This is a genomic window from Actinomadura sp. 9N407 (assembly GCF_044326315.1).
Classification (GTDB): domain Bacteria; phylum Actinomycetota; class Actinomycetes; order Streptosporangiales; family Streptosporangiaceae; genus Spirillospora.
Genome location: NZ_JBIRAW010000040.1, coordinates 1 through 21,194, shown reverse-complemented (window position 1 = coordinate 21,194; position 21,194 = coordinate 1). Strand labels below are relative to the sequence as shown.

Sequence of the window (21,194 nt, the reverse complement as noted above, 5' to 3'; positions counted from 1 at the left end):
TGGTCTTTTCCACGGCGAACGGCGTGTCGTTACCAGGCACACCACCCACCCGTACCGGACCAACGCCCCCTCCCCGGGCTTTCCTGGTCCTTCCCCAAGAACCAGACGCTCCCTGAACGATCCAGGTTGGCAAAATGTCCCCCGGAATCCACCTCTGGCCACCTCCGGGCCCCCGTCCCGTGGTAGTGGACACCCAGGGTCAGCGGGCACCGCTTTCGTGCCCCAGGGCGCCGTGGAGGTTGCGGATGAGGCCGACCTCGGCGACGTTCTTGGTCAGCTCGATGCTGACCCAGCCCGCCACCTCGGCCAGCGTCAGATCCCGTCCCCACGGCAGCCCGGCGGTACGGTCGGTGGAGTCGAGGTCGGCGTCGGAGAGGTCGCGCAGCCTGACCCGCCACGCCTCGTTCAGCCCGCGCAGCCAGTCGGCCATCGCCGCGGCGCCGCCCGGCCAGGTGATCGCCTCGCGCTCGGGCGCCCCCGACCCGAAGCAGTGCCCGATCGTGGTCGTCCACCAGAAGCCGATGTGCCAGGTCACCCAGGCGATCGTGACGGCGGGCACCGGATCCGGCTCCGGCACCTGCCAGTCGGCCACCCAGCGGCCGTGATCGTCCGGCCGGACGGTCCAGCAGTGGGGGGCCGGCTCCCAGAGGCAGACCACATCGTCGAGGTCCTTCAGGTGGTATTCCAGCAGTGACCAAGCGATGTCGAGTTGCCGGACCAGGAGATCAACGCGCGGGACGGTCATTCCGGGAGTCTGCCACCGCCTCCGATCCCCATGCCAAATGACTCGCCCTCCGGTCGCCGCAGGGCGCGGGGCACCCACGGGCACGGGGCACGCACGGGCACGCGGAGGGCGAACCGGCTAGGCCTCGGTGCCCGGCGAGCGGCCGTCCGCCACAGCGGCGACCGCGAGATCGCCCGCGGGCGGGTCGGGTACGACCACGCCCTGCGAGGCGGCCTCGCGCAGCGACAGATCGGCCCGGCTCAACGGGTGGCGCAGGGGCTGGAACGGGTGCACCGAGGTCTCGTTCAGCCCGTTCACGATCAGCAGCTCGCCCGGCTCGAGCAGCCGCCAGCCGGGCTGACCGTCCATCGGCTCGCTGGCCACGACGACCGCCGGAACATGCCCCTCGGCTCCGGCGTGTCCGTGCGCCGCGGAGGCGCACTGCGTTCCGGCGGACGAGCCCGGCCCGCTGAGGCCACCGCGCTGGGGGGACAGGACCCACAACTCGTTGGACTCCGGGTAGCGCAGGGCCCAGAGGCGCCCGGCCTCGGCGATGAGCAGGTTCAAGGAGAACACCGGCAGCTCGGCACCGATCCGGCGCACGGCCTCGATGAGGCCTTCGGTGGTGTCGCCCCTCCGGCGGATCTCCGCGGTGATGTAGGCGAACAGCAGCTCGGAGTCGGTCTCCCCGGCCACATGGGCGAGATCGACCTCCGTCAGCCAGGAACGCAGCGTGGAACGGCCCTTGACCACCCCGTTGTGCGCGAACAGCCGGTCGTTCATGACGAACGGATGGCAGTTGTGCACCGTCAGGCCGCCCACCGACGCGTCACGTACATGGGACACGAACGTGTGCGAGACCACGTTTCGGGCGTGCAGGGCGAAGTCGGGGCTCTCGAACGCGGCGAGCGGAGCCCGGTCCCGGACCGGCTCGTCGCCCAGCGAGAACCAGCCGAGACCCGCGCCGTGCGGCATCCGGTGGCTCTGTGCCCGCAGGCACCCGGGGGCGTCCATCAACCAGTGCGAGGCCCGGATCCGGGGCCCACCGGTGCTCATGGCGAACAGTCGGCACATGCCGTTACCTTTCATTTTGTCGGTCGTGCGTGTCCCCCTCCGGCCCAGGCCACGGGGCACCGGCGCCTTCGGGGCCTGCCGCCGAGCCGGGCGGGCGGCCGCACGCCGTCGCGTACGCGCGGGCCCGTTCGCCCCTTTTCTCGGCGTTGCCGACCCTGTGGGCATGCCGGAACACGACACCGCGGGAGATAACTGCGGGTGACCATGACTTTACCCTGTGCATTGCCCGGCTGTCCGGCACTCTTCGCCGACGGCCGGTGCCGGTCGTTGTGACAATGCGTCCGCCTTCGGCCAGTACGACCACTGTCTCTACCCACGAACCATCGGAACTTGCACGGAAGTCGCTTGTCCGCGATAGGCAAACCCTCGCGTCCGGGACCGGAAAGACGGCGCCGTCTCCCCGGTATTGACTGAAGGCGACGGCACCCGACCGAGGAGAGGCCATGCCCGAGGAAGCGCGCGAGGAGTTCTGGAAGACCCTCAAGCCCATCGAGAACTCGCAGAAGCCGGACGCCCTGCCGGAGGTGTACCTGTCGAAGGTCGCCACCGACGACGACCGCTACTACGTCCCGTTCACCGAAACGGTCGGTTCACGCCCGCTGTGGATCAACGTCAAGGACAATTCCTGGGCCGACGTCCTGCGCGCCACCAGCGCGGGCCTGGTCAACCGGCACTATCACCCGCACGAGGTGTTCGCTTACACCATCTCCGGCAAGTGGGGATACCTCGAACGCCCGTGGACCGCCACCGCCGGCGACTTCGTCTACGAGGCGCCCGGCGAGGGCCACACGCTCGTGGCGTACGAGAGCGACGAGCCCATGAAGACCATGTTCATCGTCAAGGGACCGCTGATCTGGCTGGACGAGAACGGCGACGCCGACGGCTATTTCGACGTCCACGACTACATCGCCATGTGCCGCGAGCATTACGACAAGGTGGGGCTCGGCGCCGCCTACGTCGACTCGCTCTTCCGCTGACCCTCGTCAACGTTACCGGGCCGGTGGCCCCTCAAGCCTGGTCACCGGCCCGTCCGGCGCCTGCTCATCCGGCACCGCCTCATCCGGCACCGGCTCATCCGGACCGGAAGTCGCCGTCCCGCGGCGTTCGAGCAGCACGAACGCCACGCCGTACAGGGTGAGAGAGAGGATTCCGGCGGAGATCGTTCCGATGACCCCGCTGGCCACCGTCATGTGGAACGTCCGGGGAAGATCCGGCTGGTTGAACAGCAGGACCGCCGCGAGCAGGCCACCGGCGATCGCGGCGGCCGCCACCGCTCCGACGACCCCGAGCACGGCCCGGCCGGACAGGCCCGGCAGCGGCGCGGGATGGACGGGCTCCCGGCGCGCCCAGCGATACAGCCACCACGCGATGACCGCGATGCCGATCACGCCGCTCCCGTACTGCAGCCAGCGGTAGGCCTCCATGCCCGCGAAGGAGGTCGTCACCAGGGCGGGCATCACATCGGCGAACCCGTGGTAGCGGTGTGTGAAGGCGTCCCAGAACACGTGGGTCACCCCCCCGACGAGGACCGACGGCGGCACCCAGACGATCATCGAGCGCCGGAAACCCGTCGCCGGACCGGTGAGCCGCCGCCGTGCCCAGCCGGGCGCCAGCGCGACCAGGGGCCGCTTCCACACCACCTGGAACAGGGTGAGCAGCACTATGCCGAGCACGAGATCCACGGTGAGAACACCGACCGGTTCGTGCGTGGCGGCCCGCAGCCCCTCTGCCAGGCCGAGGAAGGACGGTACGTCCGGCGCCATCGAGCCCGCCACGAGGGCCGAGGGCACCAGCCGGCCTCGGGCGAGCGGGATCACGGCGGCGGGATGACTGAGTGTGAAGGGCACGGACCTTCCCTATGCCATGCCCTGCCGCCGATCAACCGCGAAACGGCGGTGACCGCCACAAAGCCGCAACCGGCCACGCCCGCCGGGGGATGAATAGACTCGTCCCAGTCGGGAGGTGATGGCCGTGCTGCTGTCCCGGGTGTCGACCGAAGGCGTCGCGCCTGCCGAGCGGATCGCCTTCTGGGAGGAGCACAACGCCCGGGCGCTGGTCGGGCTGACCTGCACCTCGTACGCCGAGGACGGGCTCCTGGCCCGGCAGGCCAACCTGCGCGTCGGCACGCTCGGCCTGACCGACATCGCCGGTAACGCGCACGTCATCGAGCGCACGCCCCGCATCTGCCGCGAGCTTCCCAAGGACTCGGTGTTCGCGAGCCTGGTGCTGCGGGGAGACGCGGTCTTCTTCCACCCCGGCGGCTGCCTCACCGTCCGGGCGGGCGAGATGGTCCTGTACGACACCACCAAGCCGTACCTCTTCGGCTTCTCGACCTCCATGCGCAAACTCCTCGTGGACATCCCCCGCGAAGCGTTCAGGGACCGTTTCGACGGGGCGGGCCTGCCCGCCCCGCTGATCGTGGACGAGACCGCCACCAGCAGAGCCCTGCGCTCACTGCTGCTGGACATCACCACGGGAACCGTTCCGGGGAACGTCACGAACGCCGAAGAGGTCATCCTCGGGCTCATCCACCTGTCGACCACGGAACGTGCACCCGGTTCGTCGCCCAGCCGCCTCCTCCAGTCCGTCGTCGCCAAGGACTACATCGACCGCCATCTACACGACCCGGGACTCACCACCCGTCATGTGGCCGACTCCCTGGGCATCTCCGTCCGGCACCTCAGCCGGGTCTTCGCGCCGGAGGATCTGACCCCGGCCCGCTACATCCTGGACCGGCGCCTGACCCGGGCCCGCGACCAGCTCCGCGATCCCGCATCGCGCCGTACGACCATCGCCGACATCGCCCATCGCTGGGGCTTCACCAGCCAGTCGCACTTCACCCGAGCCTTCCGCGCCCGCTTCGACCAGACCCCGGGCGCGGCCCGGCCTCCCCTCGCGGCCCCGTAGCCCGTCGAGCGGACGCGTGGGTCAAATCCGACCGGCTACACCCACACCGGGTCCAATGCCTCACTCCACGACAAGTGGAGCGGGGCTTTACCGCTGCGGGCCCATGGCTTGGAGAAGCGGCTCGACCACACGAACAACTGTGACCAAATGTCAACGCTCCGTAGCCAAACTGACTATGATCGGCTACCTGACGCTGACCACCGCGATCCCCCCGGGGCGAAGATGAAGCGCTTGCTGGCTGACCTCGGCCGAACCGGCTCCCCTCGTGCGGCCGTCCGTTGCGCGTGCGGGCTGCTGGGCTGCCTGGCCATGGTCGGCGCCGCCTCGTTCGGCATGACCCAGCCCGCGGCGGCCGACGAGCCGCGGCCGCGCAGGACCATGCCCGCCGACTGCCGCCTGGCCATGCGCTCGGGCGACTGGCATACCTGGCGCAAGTGCAGGGCGGCGTGGCGGGCGATGTACCAGGACCGCCGGGGGCTGGAAGCCCGTCCCCGGGAGCGCCGCCGCAAGGCACCGCCCAAGCCCCGGCCGCGGTCCGAGCCGGACGAGCGGCCCAGCCCACGGCGGATCGTCACCGCCCCGCCCAGCACCGTGCCCCCCGCACCACCGCCCGTCACGGCGATTCCCACGCAGAATCTCGCCAGAGAATCGGCCGGGACGGGGACCTTGCGGCCGTTGCTGCTGCTCGGCCTGCTCCTTCCGGCCGCGGTCGCGATCGGCTACCCGATGCGGCACCGTTTCTACGCCATGGCCGGTCCTCCCCTCGTCGTCCCCGGTCCCCTGCCGTTCCAGCACATGGGCGCCTTCGGCTACCGGCCGGCGATCGACCCGTTCGCCGTCCCGCTGCTGGCCCTGTCCGGTGCCGGCGCCGCCGCCACAGCGCGCGTGATCGCACTGGCCGCGCTGGAGGACTGCGGCGACAGCACCCTGGTGATCGTCCCCCGGCCCGACACCGGCGCGCTGTTCGGGCTGGCCGAGGACGACCTGCTCGACGACACCGGCGCGGGCCTGTTCATCCCCGGCAACCTGGACGCCGCGCTGGCCTACCTGGAGACCGAACTGGCCATCCGCCGCGACGCCGGGGCCGCACCGGCGCGCCGCCTGCTGCTGGTGGCCGACTGCGCCAAGGACGCCGACCGGATCGGCGAGCTCCTCGCCCGCCATCCCGGCGCGTTCACCGCCCTCCTGCTGGGCGATTGGCCCGGCGACCATGTCACGGTCGACGAGGAGGGCCTGCCCGAGGCGCCGCCCGCCCTCTCCGGCGTCCTCCCCGAGCGCCTGCCCGCGATGTCCCGTACCGAAGCCCGCGACCGTCTCTTCGCGACCATCCGGCTCCAGCGATCGCCCCGCGCGGAGCCGCCCCGCAGATCCCGCGCCCGACGCCGCTGACCCGCCGTCCAGAGGACCGCCGTGCAGGCCTGCGGCAGGCGCCGCTGGGCTAGGCGGGGTGGAGGTGGACGGTGGATCTGAGGACCTTGAGGGCTCGCAGGGCTCGGGAGGCGGCCTTGGGGTCGGGCGGGTCGTCGGCGGTGCGGTCGAGGTAGGCGCCGCAGCGCAGCATCCAGGTGCGGAGGGCGTCCTCGTGGCGTTCCTCGTTGCGACGGGCCCGGGCCAGGGCGCGGCGATGGCGTTCGGCGTTGACTCGCGCGCCGAGGTCGCCGTCGGCGGCCAGGGCGCGGACGTCGGCGAGAGAGTAGCGGCCGAGCTGGTCGGTCGGGAGGGCCCGGTCGGCGGCGATCCGGTCGAAGACGTCCTTGGGCCAGTCCAGGACGAGTGCGGCGGCCTTGGCCTCGACGGTGTCGAACAGCGGGCCCTTGCGGTTGGCGACGACCTCGGAGACGCGCTCGGCGTCGAGGGCGTCCAACTCGCGGAGCAGGTAGATGGGGTACCGCCGGTAGCGGCTGATGACGGTGAGCTCGCCGCGCGCGACGAGGACCTCGACGTCGGCGCGTTCGACGTCGAGGGCCAGCCGCGGCGCGAGGCGGGCGGCGGCCTTTTCGGCGCCGACCGGGGGCTGCTCGCCGAACGCCTCGATGATCTTTCCGGTCCGGGCCCGGCCGGCCGTCTCGGCCGGCCACCGGCCCTCGGCGTCCGGCTCGGGGACCAGGCCGTGCTCGACGGCCAGCCGCAGCTGCCAGGCGGCCAGCCCGAGGCGGCCGGCCAGCTGCCGGAAGCCCAGGTCGGCGCCGGCCTTCATCGTGGTGCCCATGTCGTGTACTCCTTGCCCGCTTGCCTGCCGGATACGGTCGGCAACAGCGTCGTCGACGCCGCGTGGCCGCGACAGTGGAACGCCGTTCTGTGGATAACTCTTCGTGCGAGGCTGGTGACATGAGTGACATAGGTCGTCTGGGACTGGGCCTGGCCGCGCTGGGGCGGCCCGCGTACATCAACGTGGGGCGCGCGGAGGCCCTGCCGCCGCAGCGCGGGGTGGACGATCTCCGGAAGGCCACGTGGGCCGTTCTGGACGCCGCGTACGCGGCGGGCGTGCGCTGGGTGGACGCGGCGCGCTCGTACGGGCGATCCGAGGAGTTCCTTGGCGGCTGGCTGGCCGAGCGCGGGCACCGGGACGTGACGGTGTCCAGCAAGTGGGGGTACGCCTACGTCGGCGGATGGCGGGTGGACGCCGATGTGCACGAGGTGAAAGAGCACAGCCTGCGGCGCTTTCGCGAGCAGTACGCCGAGACCAGGCGCTTCCTGGGCGACGCCCTCGACCTCTACCAGGTGCATTCGCTCACACTGGACAGCCCTTTGTTCGGCGATCGAGCGTTGCAGGCCGCCCTCGCTGAAGTGGCGGGGGACGGGGTACGCGTGGGGTTCTCCACCTCCGGGCCGCTACAAGGCGAGACCGTGCGTAGGGCTCTGGAGTTGGAGGTGGAGGGGCAGCGCCTGTTCACCGCGGTCCAGTCCACATGGAACGTCCTTGAGCCCTCTGCCGGGACGGCTCTCGGCGAGGCACATGCAGGCGGCGCCCATGTGCTGGTGAAGGAGGCACTCGCCAATGGCCGGCTGGCCGTACAAGCACCAGAAGCGGTCCGGCGAGTGGCGGACGAGCAGGGTGTGGGAACGGACGCCGTGGCCCTTGGGGTCGTGTTGCGGCAGCCCTGGGCCGACACGGCCCTCATCGGCGCGGTGAGTACGGATCAACTCCGTTCCAACCTGGCGGCGTTGGATCTCGGTTCTGACGAAGATGCGCTGGGGTCCGTGGCCGTTACGCCTGAGCGCTACTGGGAGGAACGAGCCGCACTCCCCTGGACATGAGGCAGGGTTTCGTCATGGGAACATGAGACGTTCACCCGTCGTGATCGGAATCGGTGCCCATGCAGCCTCTGCCCCCTGACGTCCCCAGGACGATCGGGCCTTACCGGGTGGCCGCCAAGCTGGGAGAGGGCGGCATGGGGCAGGTCTTCCTCGCCAGTTCGCCGAGCCGCCGGCTGGTCGCCGTCAAGGTGATCCGGTCCGAACTGCTGGGCGATCCCCACTGGAGGGAGCGGTTCCGCCGCGAGGTGGCCTCAGCTCAATCGGTCAGCGGTTTCTACACCGCACCGGTCGTGGACGCCGATCCGGACGCCGAGCACCCGTGGCTGGCGACGCAGTACATCAACGGTGTCAGTCTCTCGGCCGCGGTCACGGAGAAGGGGCCGCTGCCCGAGCAGGCGGCGTGCCGGCTCGGGGCGGGCCTTGCGGAGGCGCTCATCGCCATCCACCGGGCCGGGATCGTCCACCGGGACCTGAAGCCGTCGAACGTCCTGCTCGCCGCCGACGGCCCCCGCGTCATCGACTTCGGCATCGCCCGTCCCCTCGGCGCCGTTCCGCTGTCGCGGTCGCAGATCCTGGGTACGCCCGCCTACATGTCCCCTGAACAAGCCCTGGGCGAGGACATCACGCCGCAGAGCGACGTCTTCTCCCTGGGAGCCACGCTGGTGTACGCGGCGGTCGGCCGAGGGCCGTTCGGCGCCGATCGCAAGGTGCGTGGCCGCATCGTCTACGGGGAACCTGATCTGACAGGGTTGCCGGAGCCCATGCGCGGTCTCGTCACCCGCAGCCTCTCCAAGGAGGCCGGGGAACGTCCGACGCCCGAGCAGGTACTGACGGCGCTGTCGCTGCTGCTCGACGCCCACTACGGCGAGGAGTGGCTGCCGCCGGACGTGGCGTCCCTCATCGGCGAGAACCAGCAGACCGTGACGGAGGTCACGGCGATCCTGCCTCGGCCGGAGGAGGCGTCGACCACCACCGTCAACTGCGGGCAGGCCGGGGATCAGAGCGCATGATCGCCTGGATACGATGAAGTACGGAGCGTCTACGCAGGTGTGGACGGAGTTGGGAGCGAGAGAGAGTATGTCCGATTTCGAGCTCAACCACGCGGGCGGGCGGATGCCCCTCGAGGTGACGCAGGCGAGCGAGGGCCCATCCGGCCTGCGCATCGGGAGCCTGCTCAAGGAGACCGGTCAAGTCACCCTTGACACCGGTTTCACCAACACCGCGTCCACCACATCGGAGATCACGTATATCGACGGTGACGCGGGGATCCTGCGTTACCGCGGTTACCCGATCGACGAGCTGGCGGAGAAGTCGTCTTTCCTGGAGGTCGCCTATCTGCTGATCTACGGGGAACTGCCGTCCGCGGACGACCTCTGGTCGTTCACCGACAGCGTGCGCAACCACACGCTGCTGGACGAGAAGTTCCGGGCGTTCTTCTCGGCGTTCCCGCGGCGCGCCCACCCGATGGCGGTGCTGTCGTCCGCGGTGAGCGCCCTGTCGACCTTCTACCAGGACAGCCTCGACCCGTTCGACGCCGAGCAGGTCGACCGGTCCAGCATCAGGCTCATCGCCAAGCTGCCGACCATCGCGGCCTACGCGTACAAGACCTCGATCGGGCAGCCGCTGCTGTACCCCGACAACTCGCTGGGGTACGTGGAGAACTTCCTGCGGATGACGTTCGGGCTGCCGACGCAGTCGTACGAGGTCGACCCCGAGATCGTGCGCATCCTGGACATGCTGTTCGTCCTGCACGCCGACCACGAGCAGAACTGCTCGACGTCGACGGTGCGGCTCGTGGGCTCCAGCCACGCCAACCTGTTCTCCTCCATCTCGGCCGGGGTGGACGCGCTGTTCGGCCCGCTGCACGGCGGCGCCAACCAGGCCGTGCTGGAGATGCTGGAGGGCATCCACGAGAACGGCGGGGACATCCCCTCGTTCGTGGAGCGGGTCAAGAAGAAGGAGCCCGGCGTCAAGCTGATGGGCTTCGGCCACCGGGTCTACCGCAACTACGACCCGCGCGCGGCCGTGGTGAAGAAGGCCACCCGCAACGTCCTGGAGACGCTGGGCAAGTCCGACCCGCTGCTGGACCTGGCGATGCAGCTCGAGGACGTCGCGCTGAACGACGACTACTTCATCGAGCGCAAGCTCTACCCGAACGTCGACTTCTACACCGGCGTCATCTACAAGGCGATGGGCTTCCCCACCAACGCCTTCACCGTGCTGTTCGCCCTGGGCCGGCTGCCTGGGTGGATCGCCCAGTGGCGCGAGATGATGAACGACCCCGCCACCAAGATCGGCCGTCCGCGCCAGGTGTACGTGGGTCCGGGCGAGCGCCACTACGTCGACCTGGGCTCCCGCTGAGCCAGGGCTAGAGGCACCGCGCCGATGGCACGGCGCGGTGCCCGCGAGAACGTCCGCAGGGCCGGGCGATGGTCCCAGACCGTCGCCCGGCCCTGATCGCTTTGCCGGGACGGCGCGGGTTAGCCTGGCGGCGGCGTTCTGTTGCCCCATGGCGGAAGGTGCCGGCGATGTCCCTCGTACGCGAACCGAACCTCGTGAGCCTGGACTTCTGGGCCGGAACCCAAGCGGAACGCGACGCCACGTTCGAAAGCCTGCGCGCCGTCGAGGGGCCGGTGTTCTGCCCGGTCGACGGCGAGCCGGGTTTCTACGCGCTGACCCGTTACGAGCAGGTCGCCGAGGCCAGCCGTACCCCCGAGGTGTTCAGCTCCCAGCCGACCTCGGTCAGCCTGGCCGACCCGCCGCCGCAGCTCGTCGAGTACTCCGGCTCCATGATCAGCCTGGACGATCCGCGGCATGCCCGGCTGCGCCGGATCGTGTCCCGCTCGTTCACCCCGCGCATGATCGGCAGGTTCACCGGCGACGTGGCCGAGCTGGCCGGGCGCATCGTCGACGAGCTGGTCGAACGGGGTCCCTGCGATTTCGTCGAGCATGTCGCGATGCCGATGCCGCTGCGGATCATCTGCGCGATGACCGGCATCCCGGACGCGGAGTACGACGCCGTCACCGACGCGACCGAGGCGATCCTCGCGATCGGGAACCCGGACTACGTCGGACCGGACGGCAAGGACCGCGCCACGATCCTGGACGAGAGCTTCAGCTACCTGCACGCGCTGATGGCCGACCTGAGCGCGCGGCGCCGTGCGGAGCCCGCGGACGACCTCGTCACGGCGCTCACCCAAGCGAACGTGGACGGCGAGGCCCTGACCGACCTCGAACTGGCGCGGTTCTTCACGCTTCTCGTGGTGGCGGGCAATGAGACCACACGCAACGCCCTGTCCCATTCACTCGCTCTCTTCACGGCGCACCCCGAGCAGAAGGCCCTGCTCTTGTCCGACCTGGACGAGCGGCTTCCGGGTGCGGTCGAAGAGGTCGTCCGTTACGCGACACCCGTGACGTGGATGCGCCGCACCCTCACCCGCGACCACGCATTGGCCGGGCACACCTACCGGCAGGGCGAGCGTGTCCTGCTCTTCTACAACTCGGCGAACCGCGACGAGAACGTCTTCGACGACCCGTACGCGTTCGACATCACCCGTTCTCCTAACCCGCACGTGGGATTCGGGGCCGCGGGGCCGCATTTCTGCCTGGGCGCGCATCTGGCCCGCCGGGAGATCACCGTGTTGCTCCGCGAACTGTTCGGCCGCCTGCCCGATGTCCACGCGACCGCCGAGCCCGTCCGGCAGCGCGCCAGCTTCATCAACGCCATCAAGACCCTGCCCTGCGCCTTCTGAACGGCCCGGATCCGCCGGGTTATCCACAGAATCTCGTTCTACCGCACTCGGGTGCGACCTCGTTCCAGGCTGGAGGCCAGTCGTCCGGCCCGGCCCGAGGAGGCGTTCCATGTCCGAGTCCATCGGCTTCACCGTTCCCGAGCGGACCACCTCGTGCTTCGTCGTCGCCACCGGCCGCGACCCCGGTGAGCCGCCGCTCGCCGCCCTCCGCGGGCTCGGGGAGCCCTTCGCGGGGGCGGCGGTCGAACGGCTGGGCACGCCACGGCTGACGATCAGCTCCTATCCGGCGGCCTACTCCCCCTGGAACATCGAGCACGCCACCGGCGTCACCGATGACGATCCCGGCGCCGAGGCCCGCGCGCTCGATGCCGCGCACCACATCGGAGTCAAGGCCCTGGCACCGGCCGGCGACCGCCCGTTCGCGCTCCAGCTGGCCCGGGCCGTGGCGTGCTCCATCGCCGAGCACCTCGACGCCGTCCCCGTCGACCTCGACACCGGGCAGATCCTGCCGGCCCGGTCCTGCCTCGACGCCCGGTTCAGGCTGGCCGACGACTGGCTCGGCGCCTGGCTCCCGCCCTACCGGAACGCCGGCCGCTGCAGGGTCTCCGACGACGACATCGACGGCTGCGCCTGCGTCGCGTACACCACGCGCGGCCTGACCCGTTTCGGCCTGCCCGAGCTGCGGATCACGGGCGTCTCCTGCCCGCACGACCTCGCCGCGCTCAACATCGTCCGTACGGCGGCGCAGCGTTTACTGCCCATGAGCGACCAGGCCGGCGACCACACGTTCCCTCGGGACCTGCCGCTCACGGGCAGGGACTTCGCCGCCTTCTGGGGCGCGCGCGAGCCCGTCTGGAACGACGAGCCCGTCGTCGTACGGCTCACCCCGGCCGGGCCCCACGTGATGGGCATGGGCCCGCCCGAGGACTTCCCCGGCACCCTGAACGAATGGCTCTGGGACGAGGTCCCGCCCGTGCTGTACGACCTGATCAGCTGCGGCACGGACCACCCAGCCTGACAGGCGCGGCCGATCCCGGCCTACCCGCCCGTCAGGCATGGTCGGCGACGGGGTCGGGGCGGGAGGCGCGGAGTGCGTTGAGGCGATCGGCGGTGAGGTCGTACTTGAAGGTGCAGACGATGGCGAGCAGCATGAGCAGCCCGGGTGCCAGGGCACCGCCGAAGACGATGGCGTCGATCGCGCTGTCCGGCTGCGCGACGGGCTTGTCCGGCTCGGAGGAGATGAACCCGGACACGGCGAGCACCCCGCCCAGCACGAGCGCGCCGAGCGCCATCATGAACGTCTCGACCGCCGTCCAGAGCCCGGTGAACATTCCGGCGCGGCGCTTGCCCGAGCGCAGCTCGTCGTAGATGAGGGTGTCGGCCAGCATCGAGAACTGCAGCAGCTGCACGCCCGCATAGCCGATCCCCATGATCACGACACAGCCATGGGCGTACAGCGTCCCGAAGACCGGGGTCATCGACAGGGCGATGGCTCCGATCATGAACAGCAGGGTCGCCACCATCATGCTCAGCCGCTTGTCGAACTTGCGCGACACCCGCACCCAGACGGGCATCAGCACCAGCATCGGCCCGATGATCCCGAGGAACAGCGTCGTGACCGCACCCGTGTTCCCGACCACATAGGAGGCGAAGTACGGCGAGCCGGACAGCATGATCCCCACGCCGAGCATCTGGGCCGCGCTGATCGCCATCAGCAGCATGAACGGGCGGTTCCCGCGCGCGGCGGCGAGCTGGCTCTTGATGGTGCTGTGCTCGGGCACGGCACGTTCGACGCGCGGCGCCCGTGCCGTTCCGAAGAACGTGGCGACCATCGCGACCAGCAGCACCGCGCCGATGACCAACCCCATCAGCCGGTAGCCGGCGAACGAGGGCTCGCCGTCCTCGATGTTGACCAGGGCGGGGGCCAGCCCGCCGGAGATGAGGATCGCGAGACCGAGGAAGGCCATCCGCCAGGTCAGCAGCGACGACTGCTCGTGGTAGTCGTCGGTCATCTCCGCCGGCATCGCCTTGTACGGCACCTCGAACAGGGCGTACGCCGTGGCGGCGAGGAGGAACAGCATTCCCACGTACAGCGCCGCGCCCGCGCCCCGTACCGGGCTGCCCGCGAACGTCAGCGCGAAGGCGGGCGGCAGCAGCACCGCGCCCGCGAGCAGCCAGGGCCGCCGGGGGCCATGGCGCGAGACCGTGCGGTCCGACCAGCGCCCCACGTACGGGTTGACCACCAGGTCCCATGCCTTGGGCAGGAAGACCGCCAGCCCCGCGAGCACGGCGGGCACGCCGAGGGAGTTGGTCATGTAGTAGAGGAGCAGCAGACCCGGGACGGTACTGAACGTGCCGGAGCAGAACGAGCCGAGACCGTAACCGACACGGAGCGAGCGGGGCAGAACGGCGGAAACCATGCGCCATTAGAACCTGTTTCACCCCACGGGTGGAAGACCGAGATCCAATCGATGACTACCGTCGCCCTCCATGGAGTCCCCCAGGGAGCACAAGGCGACGACCAGCGCACTCGCCGGCGTCGGGGTTCGGTCGGCCGACGCCCGCCACCGAGACCCGGTCGCCGGCCCCGCCGAGAAACTGATCCGGGACCGGATACCGGAGATCATCCGTACCGCCGGCAAGGAGCCCGCCACGCGCATCGCCGACCCGTCCGAATACCCGGCGCTACTGCGCTCGAAGCTGTACGAGGAGGCCGCTGAGTACGTGGCGTCGGGCGACCCCTCCGAGCTCGCCGACATCCTCGAGGTCGTCCACGCCCTGGCCGCCCTGCACGACCTCGCCCCGGAAGACCTGGAGGGCCTGCGCGCCGCGAAGGAGACCGCCCGGGGCGCGTTCACACAACGCCTCGTCCTGACACTCGCCCCTCCCGCTCACCCTCACCCTCACTAAAAGGAGAACGCCAACCCACCAGAGCATTGACGACACCCCCTTGCCGACCACCGCTACTGCCCCCAGCCACCAGCCACCAGCCACCAGCCACCAGCCACCAGCCACCAGCCACCAGCCACCAGCCACCAGCCACCGAGGATCGTCTCCGGGCACAGCAGGATGCTCACCCGTCACCACACCAGCTCGCGATCGAATCAGTCGGTGGCGAGGTGCCTGGCCAGCGGGGCGGGGAGCGGATAGGGGCGCTCGCGCGGGAGCAGGCGCTCGGCCTTGGACACCTGGCCGTCCATGAGGTGCCGGTGGATCTTACGGACCAGCGGGGTCCGGTCCTCGATGGCGACGGTCCAGTCGTCGACGTAGCGGTCGACGATATGGCGGCTCAGGCCGATCTGGATGCTCCGGGCGTCGGACTTCTGCCCGCGCAGGGTGCGTTCCGGGTCCCACTGGACGTGGACGAGGGCCTTCGCGAAATGGGCCCTCCACTGGTCGCTGCCGGCGTAGACGCGGCGGTCCGGATGGGTGGGTACGGCCTGCTCCAGGGCCTCCTCCCAGCCGGTCCGGGTGATCCGTACCGCGAGGATCATCTCCTGGCCCGGCTTGCGGGCCCAGTTGCTGCGGGCCATCAGCCACAGGAAGGAGGGCTTGATCCAGGTCATCCGGCCACGGGAGAACGGGGGCACGAACCGGCCCTGCTCGACGGCCGGGACACCGATCTCAGGACGGTACGCCTGGTAGACCGTGATCGAGTTCTGGTCGAATCCGGCACGGATCGTCCGCATCGCGCTCCTCGGGTGGTGTTCGGTGTCCACAGTGGAGGCGGAGAGGCTGATCGCTCAACCGATTTTCCGGCGCAGGCGGCAGGTGGCTCCCTCACTGGTGGCAGGTCGTTCTGGCCTCGGCCATCACGAGGATCATGCGCCCGTCAGGCGGTGCCGGGAGTGTCCGCCGTGGCGTCCCTACCCGACGAGTTCGGCGATGTCTTCCGGGCTCAACCTCAGCGCGCGGGCGGCGATGTTCTCTTCGAGGTGGTCGAGTGAGCCGGTGCCGGGGATGAGCAGGATGTTCGGAGATCGGGTCAGCAGCCAGGCCAGGGCCACCTGCGGCACGGTCGCGCGGTGGCGGGCGGCCACGACGTTCAGGTGCTCGGCCGTGAGCGGCTGGAAGCCGCCGACCGGGAAGAAGGGCACGTAGGCGATGCCGTCCCTCGCACAGGCGTCGATGAGGGGGTCGTCATCGCGCCGGGACAGGTTGTAGAGGTTCTGAACGCAGGCGATCGGTGCGATCTCGCAGGCTTCGGTGAACTCGGCGGCGTTGACGTTGGAGACGCCCAGATGGCGGATCAGGCCCTCCTCCCGCAGAGCGAGCAAGGTCTCCAGAGGTGCGGCCAGCGCTGTCCGGCTGCGGTCCAGGTCACCCATCCGCAGGTTCACCACATCCAGGCGGTCCACGCCGAGCGTGCGCAGGTTCGCCTCGACACCACGGCGCAGGTTGTCGGGCGTGAGGCCGGTCTTCTCATCCGCCGGGAGGTCGAGGTCGGAGCCCTCGACCAGCGCCCCGACCTTGGTCACGATCACCAGATCGTCCGGGTAGGGATGCAGTGCCTCTCGGATCAGCTCGTTGGCCGCCACCCCGTCACGCGCGTAATAGTGCGAGGTGTCGATGTGGTTCACCCCGAGTTCCACGGCCCGGCGCAGGATGGCCAGGGCCGTTTCCCGGCGGGGCCGGTCGCCCTTCGGCCAGCCGGTCAGCTTCATCGCGCCGTACCCGATCCTCGCGACGCTCAGGTCGCCGCCCAATGCCCATCGTTCCGTCGCCATGATCACTCACTCTAGATGTTCTGGGCGATCGGTCAGGGACCGGGCAAAGCCCAAGGTCGGCACCGGGCTCTCACCTACCATGCCGGGATCACGGGACACCCTAGGGGCGCGGGCGGACCAGGCCGGTCTCGTAGGCGGCGATGACGAGTTGGGCGCGGTCGCGGGCGTGGAGTTTGGCCAGCAGGTTGCCGACATGGGTCTTGACGGTGGCGACGCTGAGCTGCAGGTGCTCGGCCAGTTCGGTGTTGGACAGGCCGCGGGCGATGAGGCCGAGGACCTCGCGTTCGCGGTCGGTGACGCCGTCGAGGCCGCTCGCCGGACGGTACGCGGGGTCGGGGCGGCCGGCGAACTCGGCGATGAGGCGGCGGGTGATGGTGGGGGCGAGCAGGGACTCACCGGCGGCGATCACGCGGACGGCCGCGAGCAGATCGGCGGGGACGGTGTCCTTGAGCAGGAAGCCGCTCGCTCCCGCGCGCAGCGCCGCGTACACATAGGCGTCCAGGTCGAACGTGGTGAGGATGAGCACCCGTACGGACGGCGTGGCGGCGCAGACGCGGCGGGTGGCCTCGATGCCGTCCATCTCGGGCATCCGGACGTCCATCAGGATCACGTCCGGTCCCGTGCGGGCGGCGAGTGCGACGGCCTCGGTCCCGTCGCCCGCCTCGCCGGCGACCTGGAAGCCGGGGCTGTTCTCGAGCAGGACGCGCAGGCTTCCGCGCAGCAGGGCCTGATCGTCGGCGATCAGGACGCGGATGGGATCGGGGCCAGGGTCGGTCACGGGGTGCTCCGGTCGTACGGCAGCCGGGCGGAGACCGCGAAGCCGCCTTCGCGGCGGGGGCCCGCGGTGAGAGCTCCGCCGTACATCATCGCCCGTTCGCGCATGCCGATCAGCCCGTGGCCGCCGGGATCGCCGGGCAGGACACGGACGCCGGGGCCGTCGTCGGTCACCTCGATCCGCACTTCGGACGCGTCCTGCTCGATCAGGACGCGGCCGTGGGCGGGGGCGGCGTGCTTGACGATGTTCGTCAGCGCCTCCTGGACGATCCGGTAGACGGCGAGCGCCATGCCCTCGGGCAGGTCCGTCGCGCGGACCTGGAGGTCGACCCGTACGCCGGCCATCGCGGCCCGGTCCACGAGGGCCGCCAGCCCGGTGAGGCCCGGTACGGGGGCGAGATCCCCTTCCGGCGGGCCGTTCTCGCGCAGCACGCCGAGAAGGTGGCGCATCTCGGCGAGCGAGCCGCGGCTGGTGTCCTCGATGACGCGCAGGGCGTCGAGGGCCTCCTGCGGGCGGGCCTCGGCGACATGGACGGCGACGCCGGCCTTGACCGCGATCAGGCTCATGCTGTGCGCGACGACGTCGTGCAGCTCGCGGGCGATCCGCAGCCGCTCGTCGGTGACGGCGCGGTCGGCCAGCTGGCGGGCCGAGTGCGCCGCGTACGCCCGGCGCTCGCGCAGGGCCCGGCCGAGCGTCCAGCAGCCGCCCATCAGCGCCAGGCCGATCAGCAGCTCACCGACGTCGGAGGCGGCCGATCCGACCGGGCCGGCGAGCGGGACCATGACCAGGACGAGCCCGCTCAGCGTGCCGATCAGCGAGGTCGGGATCCAGCGGCGGCGGGGCAGCGACAGGGCCGCCGGGTAGAGCGCGAACGCGGCGGCGACGAGCGAATCGCGGGGCATCTCCAGCACCGCCCCCAGGACCGTCATCGCCAGGACGAGGGCGAAGACGGGGACCGGCCATCGCCGGCGGACGATCAGCGGTGGCCCGGTGAGGGCCAGCACGGCGTACTCGGCGAGCGCGGCGTCCGCCTCCTGGCCGAGCTGCGCGAACATCACCATGGTGTAGAGGAGCGCGACGACGGCGTCCAGGCCGATCAGCTGCCGTCCGCTGAGCCGCCGGACGAGGAGGGAGCGCAGCTCTGGGTCGTTCACCCATCGACGGTATCCGCCCAGGGTGAGGGGCGCGTCAGGCCAGGGCATGTCATACCTGGGGTGGAGCCGGGCCCCGTACGGGCGCGCGGGTCGGCCCAGGGGCCGAGGCCGAGGTCCCGACCGCGCTCCGATGTGCCGGACCGGGCCGGTACGGAACCGTCGGCGTCATGATCGAAGTACGTGAGCTGACCAAGCGCTACGGCAGGTCCGTCGCGGTGGACGGCCTGTCGTTCCAGGTACGGCCGGGTTCGGTGACCGGGTTCCTCGGGCCGAACGGGGCGGGCAAGTCCACCACCATGCGCGTCGTGCTGGGGCTGGACGCCCCGGCGTCAGGGGTGGCGCTCGTGAACGGGCACCGCTACCGGGAGATCCGCCATCCCATGCACGAGGTCGGTGCGCTGCTGGACGCCAACGCCGCACATGGCGGGCGCAGCGCGTTCAATCACCTGCGCTGGATGGCGCGCAGCAACCGGATCCCGGTGAGCAGGGTGACGGCCGTCCTGGAGCAGGTGGGCCTGGCGGGCGTCGCGCGCAAGCGGGTCGGCGGGTTCTCGCTGGGGATGCGGCAGCGGCTCGGCATCGCTGCGGCGCTGCTCGGGGACCCGGGCGTGCTGCTGTTCGACGAGCCGGTGAACGGGCTGGACCCGGACGGCGTCCGCTGGATCCGCGAGCTGATGCGGGCACTGGCCGGTGAGGGCCGCACCGTGCTGATCTCCAGCCATCTGATGAGCGAGATGGCGCTGACCGCCGACCGGCTGATCGTGATCGGCCGGGGCCGGCTGATCGCCGACACCTCCGTACAGGAGCTGGCCGACCGGTTCCGGCAGGGCGTACTGGTGCGGTCGCCGCGCGGGCCGGAGCTGTCGGCGGCGCTCGTCGCGGCGGGCGCGCGGGTGGAGTCCGGGCAGACCGGTGACCTGTCGGTGCACGGGCTGGACGTGGCCGAGATCGGCGACCTGGCGGCGGCCAAGGGGATACCGCTGTACGAGGTGACACCGCGAAGCGCCTCCCTCGAGGACGCCTACATGGAACTGACCTCCGACAGCACCCAGTACCGGGCCGAAAGGAACCCCGCGTGAACGGCCCGGGGATGCGACACGCGAACAGCTCACTGATGCGCAACGGGCAGGCCGTGATCGCCGGAACCTCCGGGACGGGGGCCGGGTCGTGATGGACGTGCTCGCCTCGGAATGGCTCAAGCTGCGCTCCGTACGCTCGACCGCCTGGATCCTGAGCGTGCTGGCCGCGTTCGTGCTCCTGTGCGGCCTCTGGTCCTGGTACATAGCGTCCTACTGGGACGGTCTGACGCCCGAGCGCCGGGCCACCATCCAGACCGCGCCGGCGGAACAGCCGCTGGTCCTGGCGCTGCCGATCTGTGCCGCCGTGCTGGGCGCGCTGGCGATCACCGCCGAGTACGCGACCGGCATGATCCGGGGCAGTCTCGCCGCCGTGCCGCGCCGGCCGGCGCTGTTCGCGGCCAAGGCGGTGCTGGTCGGCGGGGTCACGCTGGTCACCGGGCTGGCGTGCATGACGGTGGCCGTGGCCGCCGGGCGGCTGATCGTCGGCGACCGGGCGGTGCCGTCGTTCGGTGCGCCGGTGAGCGAGCAGGTCCCGCATCTGCTCGCGATGGCCGCGTCGGCCGCGGTCATCGCGCTGGTGGCGTACGGCGCGGGCGCCGCGCTCCGGTCGACCGCCGCGACGATCACCGCGGTCGTGGTCCTGCTCATGGTGCTGCCGTCGATCGCGAACCTCCTGCCCGCGCCCTGGGGCGAGCGCGCCACGTCGGTGCTCCTGACCAACCTCGCCGACCAGATCGCGGCGGCACCCGGCTCGTCCGGGGAGATGGGGACGCTCTCCCCCGCCGGGGCGATCGCGATGCTGGCGGCGTACGCGGTCGCGGCCCTGGCCGCCGGCGCCGTCACGTTCGTACGGAGGGACTCATGACCTCATCCCCCTCGCCGGTGCCAACGGCGAAATCGGTGTCGACGGAGGAACCCCGATGATCAGAGACGTGATCGCCGCCGAGTGGCTGAAGCTGCGCACGGCCCGTTCGACGGCCGTCGTGCTCGGTGCCGCGCTCGCCGTCATGGCGCTGTTCCTGCTGATCACCTGGCAGGGGGTCGGCATCTGGGACCGGTCGTCCCCCGAGCAGCGGGCCCGGTTCGGCATGGCCGAGCCCGCCTGGCTGGCCGGCTGGGCCGCCGGGCTGTGCCTGGCCGTGCTGGGCGTGCTCGCGATCACCTCCGAGTACCGCTCGGGCATGATCCGTACGACGCTCACCGTCGCACCGGGACGGTCCGCCGTGCTGGCGGCCAAGGCCGCGGTGGTCGGTGGCCTCGCGCTGGGCGCCGGGCTGTTCGTGGTGCTCGGGACCTTCGCCGCTACCCGGCTGATCGTCGGTGACCGGGCGATCGCCGGATTCCAGAGCCCGATCGCCGGCCACCTGCCGGAGATCCTCGTCCGCGGATGCCTGGTGGCGGTCTACGCGCTGCTGGCGCTGGGGCTGGCGGCACTGCTGCGGTCGGCGGCGGCGGCGATCGTCACCATCGTCCTGCTGTGGTACATCCTGCCGATCGGCGGCAACCTCCTGCCCGGCCCGTGGGGCGAGCGGTTCACGTCGTTCACGCTGGACGCGCTGCCGGAGCAGGTGATCGGCCAGGACAACGAGAACTCGGTGTTCGGCGCCGTCCTGCCGCCCGCCGCGGCCGTCGCGGTGATGGTCGCGTACGCGGCGCTGCCCCTGGCCGCCGCGATGCTCGCCCTCCGCCGCCGGGACGCCTGACCCGGGCCGTGGGCGGGCGCCCAACCCCGCCCCCGCCCCCG

General features: G+C 70.9%; 21 protein-coding genes. 12 read left to right on the top strand and 9 right to left on the bottom strand.

All coding sequences use genetic code 11. The annotated features are described in order from the left end of the window. Positions 1-199: 199 nt before the first annotated feature. Positions 200-745 carry a DinB family protein gene (locus ACH34Q_RS40595; protein WP_395988520.1) on the bottom strand — a complete coding sequence of 182 codons (546 nt, stop codon included), beginning with the start codon at positions 743-745 and terminating at the stop codon, positions 200-202. 117 nt (positions 746-862) lie between these two features. Then, positions 863-1,780: a class II glutamine amidotransferase gene (locus tag ACH34Q_RS40590; protein WP_395988519.1), complete on the bottom strand. Its 918-nt coding sequence runs from the start codon at positions 1,778-1,780 to the stop codon at positions 863-865. A 461-nt stretch (positions 1,781-2,241) separates the two neighbouring features. On the opposite strand from ACH34Q_RS40590, the gene ACH34Q_RS40585 reads away from it, so the two are divergent. Further along, on the top strand, positions 2,242-2,775 hold the full coding sequence (locus ACH34Q_RS40585; RefSeq protein ID WP_395988518.1) for a 2,4'-dihydroxyacetophenone dioxygenase family protein: 534 nt from the start codon (positions 2,242-2,244) through the stop codon (positions 2,773-2,775). A 12-nt stretch (positions 2,776-2,787) separates the two neighbouring features. Here the strand turns inward: ACH34Q_RS40585 and ACH34Q_RS40580 are convergent, their stop codons facing one another. Then, complete coding sequence (locus tag ACH34Q_RS40580) at positions 2,788-3,645, bottom strand: DUF4184 family protein (RefSeq protein WP_395988517.1); 858 nt, start codon at positions 3,643-3,645, stop codon at positions 2,788-2,790. Positions 3,646-3,769: 124 nt separating this feature from the next. Here ACH34Q_RS40580 and ACH34Q_RS40575 point away from each other — a divergent pair, with 124 nt between their 5' ends. Both ACH34Q_RS40575 and ACH34Q_RS40570 read left to right on the top strand, forming a co-directional pair. Further along, positions 3,770-4,705 carry a helix-turn-helix domain-containing protein gene (locus tag ACH34Q_RS40575; RefSeq protein ID WP_395988516.1) on the top strand — a complete coding sequence of 312 codons (936 nt, stop codon included), beginning with the start codon at positions 3,770-3,772 and terminating at the stop codon, positions 4,703-4,705. Positions 4,706-4,936: 231 nt separating this feature from the next. Continuing rightward, complete coding sequence (locus tag ACH34Q_RS40570; RefSeq protein WP_395988515.1) at positions 4,937-6,094, top strand: hypothetical protein; 1,158 nt, start codon at positions 4,937-4,939, stop codon at positions 6,092-6,094. Between the two features lie 49 nt (positions 6,095-6,143). Here ACH34Q_RS40570 and ACH34Q_RS40565 read toward each other — a convergent pair whose 3' ends face one another. Then, positions 6,144-6,914 carry a hypothetical protein gene (locus ACH34Q_RS40565; protein WP_395988514.1) on the bottom strand — a complete coding sequence of 257 codons (771 nt, stop codon included), beginning with the start codon at positions 6,912-6,914 and terminating at the stop codon, positions 6,144-6,146. Between the two features lie 119 nt (positions 6,915-7,033). Here ACH34Q_RS40565 and ACH34Q_RS40560 point away from each other — a divergent pair, with 119 nt between their 5' ends. From ACH34Q_RS40560 to ACH34Q_RS40540, 5 genes are all read left to right on the top strand, one after another. Continuing rightward, positions 7,034-7,963 (top strand): aldo/keto reductase, encoded by a 930-nt coding sequence (locus tag ACH34Q_RS40560; RefSeq protein WP_395988513.1) that lies wholly within the window; start codon positions 7,034-7,036, stop codon positions 7,961-7,963. A 59-nt stretch (positions 7,964-8,022) separates the two neighbouring features. Next, the gene (locus ACH34Q_RS40555) at positions 8,023-8,973 is read left to right on the top strand and encodes a serine/threonine-protein kinase (protein ID WP_395988579.1); all 951 of its coding nucleotides are present in this window, start codon (positions 8,023-8,025) and stop codon (positions 8,971-8,973) included. Between the two features lie 67 nt (positions 8,974-9,040). Then, positions 9,041-10,324, top strand: a complete 1,284-nt coding sequence (locus ACH34Q_RS40550) for a citrate synthase (protein WP_395988512.1) — start codon at positions 9,041-9,043, stop codon at positions 10,322-10,324. Between the two features lie 167 nt (positions 10,325-10,491). Further along, positions 10,492-11,715: a cytochrome P450 gene (locus tag ACH34Q_RS40545; RefSeq protein WP_395988511.1), complete on the top strand. Its 1,224-nt coding sequence runs from the start codon at positions 10,492-10,494 to the stop codon at positions 11,713-11,715. 109 nt (positions 11,716-11,824) lie between these two features. Next, complete coding sequence (locus ACH34Q_RS40540; RefSeq protein WP_395988510.1) at positions 11,825-12,733, top strand: hypothetical protein; 909 nt, start codon at positions 11,825-11,827, stop codon at positions 12,731-12,733. A 31-nt stretch (positions 12,734-12,764) separates the two neighbouring features. Here ACH34Q_RS40540 and ACH34Q_RS40535 read toward each other — a convergent pair whose 3' ends face one another. Continuing rightward, a complete protein-coding gene (locus ACH34Q_RS40535) occupies positions 12,765-14,135 on the bottom strand; it encodes an MFS transporter (RefSeq protein WP_395988509.1) in 1,371 nt (456 codons plus the stop codon). A gap of 70 nt (positions 14,136-14,205) precedes the next feature. On the opposite strand from ACH34Q_RS40535, the gene ACH34Q_RS40530 reads away from it, so the two are divergent. Beyond that, positions 14,206-14,625, top strand: a complete 420-nt coding sequence (locus ACH34Q_RS40530) for a hypothetical protein (protein ID WP_395988508.1) — start codon at positions 14,206-14,208, stop codon at positions 14,623-14,625. 194 nt (positions 14,626-14,819) lie between these two features. Here the strand turns inward: ACH34Q_RS40530 and ACH34Q_RS40525 are convergent, their stop codons facing one another. From ACH34Q_RS40525 to ACH34Q_RS40510, 4 genes are all read right to left on the bottom strand, one after another. Beyond that, on the bottom strand, positions 14,820-15,404 hold the full coding sequence (locus ACH34Q_RS40525; RefSeq protein WP_395988507.1) for a DUF4291 domain-containing protein: 585 nt from the start codon (positions 15,402-15,404) through the stop codon (positions 14,820-14,822). 177 nt (positions 15,405-15,581) lie between these two features. Next, positions 15,582-16,442 carry an oxidoreductase gene (locus tag ACH34Q_RS40520; RefSeq protein ID WP_395988506.1) on the bottom strand — a complete coding sequence of 287 codons (861 nt, stop codon included), beginning with the start codon at positions 16,440-16,442 and terminating at the stop codon, positions 15,582-15,584. Between the two features lie 100 nt (positions 16,443-16,542). Next, positions 16,543-17,220 (bottom strand): response regulator, encoded by a 678-nt coding sequence (locus ACH34Q_RS40515; protein ID WP_395988505.1) that lies wholly within the window; start codon positions 17,218-17,220, stop codon positions 16,543-16,545. Next, positions 17,217-18,371, bottom strand: a complete 1,155-nt coding sequence (locus tag ACH34Q_RS40510; protein ID WP_395988504.1) for a sensor histidine kinase — start codon at positions 18,369-18,371, stop codon at positions 17,217-17,219. Before ACH34Q_RS40510 ends, ACH34Q_RS40515 begins: the two co-directional genes overlap by 4 nt. A gap of 167 nt (positions 18,372-18,538) precedes the next feature. Between ACH34Q_RS40510 and ACH34Q_RS40505 the strand changes: the two genes are divergently transcribed. The 3 genes from ACH34Q_RS40505 to ACH34Q_RS40495 all read left to right on the top strand — a co-directional run bounded on the left by ACH34Q_RS40505 (position 18,539) and on the right by ACH34Q_RS40495 (position 21,153). Continuing rightward, positions 18,539-19,450, top strand: a complete 912-nt coding sequence (locus tag ACH34Q_RS40505; protein WP_395988503.1) for an ABC transporter ATP-binding protein — start codon at positions 18,539-18,541, stop codon at positions 19,448-19,450. A gap of 91 nt (positions 19,451-19,541) precedes the next feature. Beyond that, a complete protein-coding gene (locus ACH34Q_RS40500) occupies positions 19,542-20,315 on the top strand; it encodes an ABC transporter permease (protein ID WP_395988578.1) in 774 nt (257 codons plus the stop codon). Between the two features lie 55 nt (positions 20,316-20,370). Then, positions 20,371-21,153 (top strand): ABC transporter permease, encoded by a 783-nt coding sequence (locus tag ACH34Q_RS40495; RefSeq protein WP_395988502.1) that lies wholly within the window; start codon positions 20,371-20,373, stop codon positions 21,151-21,153. Positions 21,154-21,194: the final 41 nt, after the last annotated feature.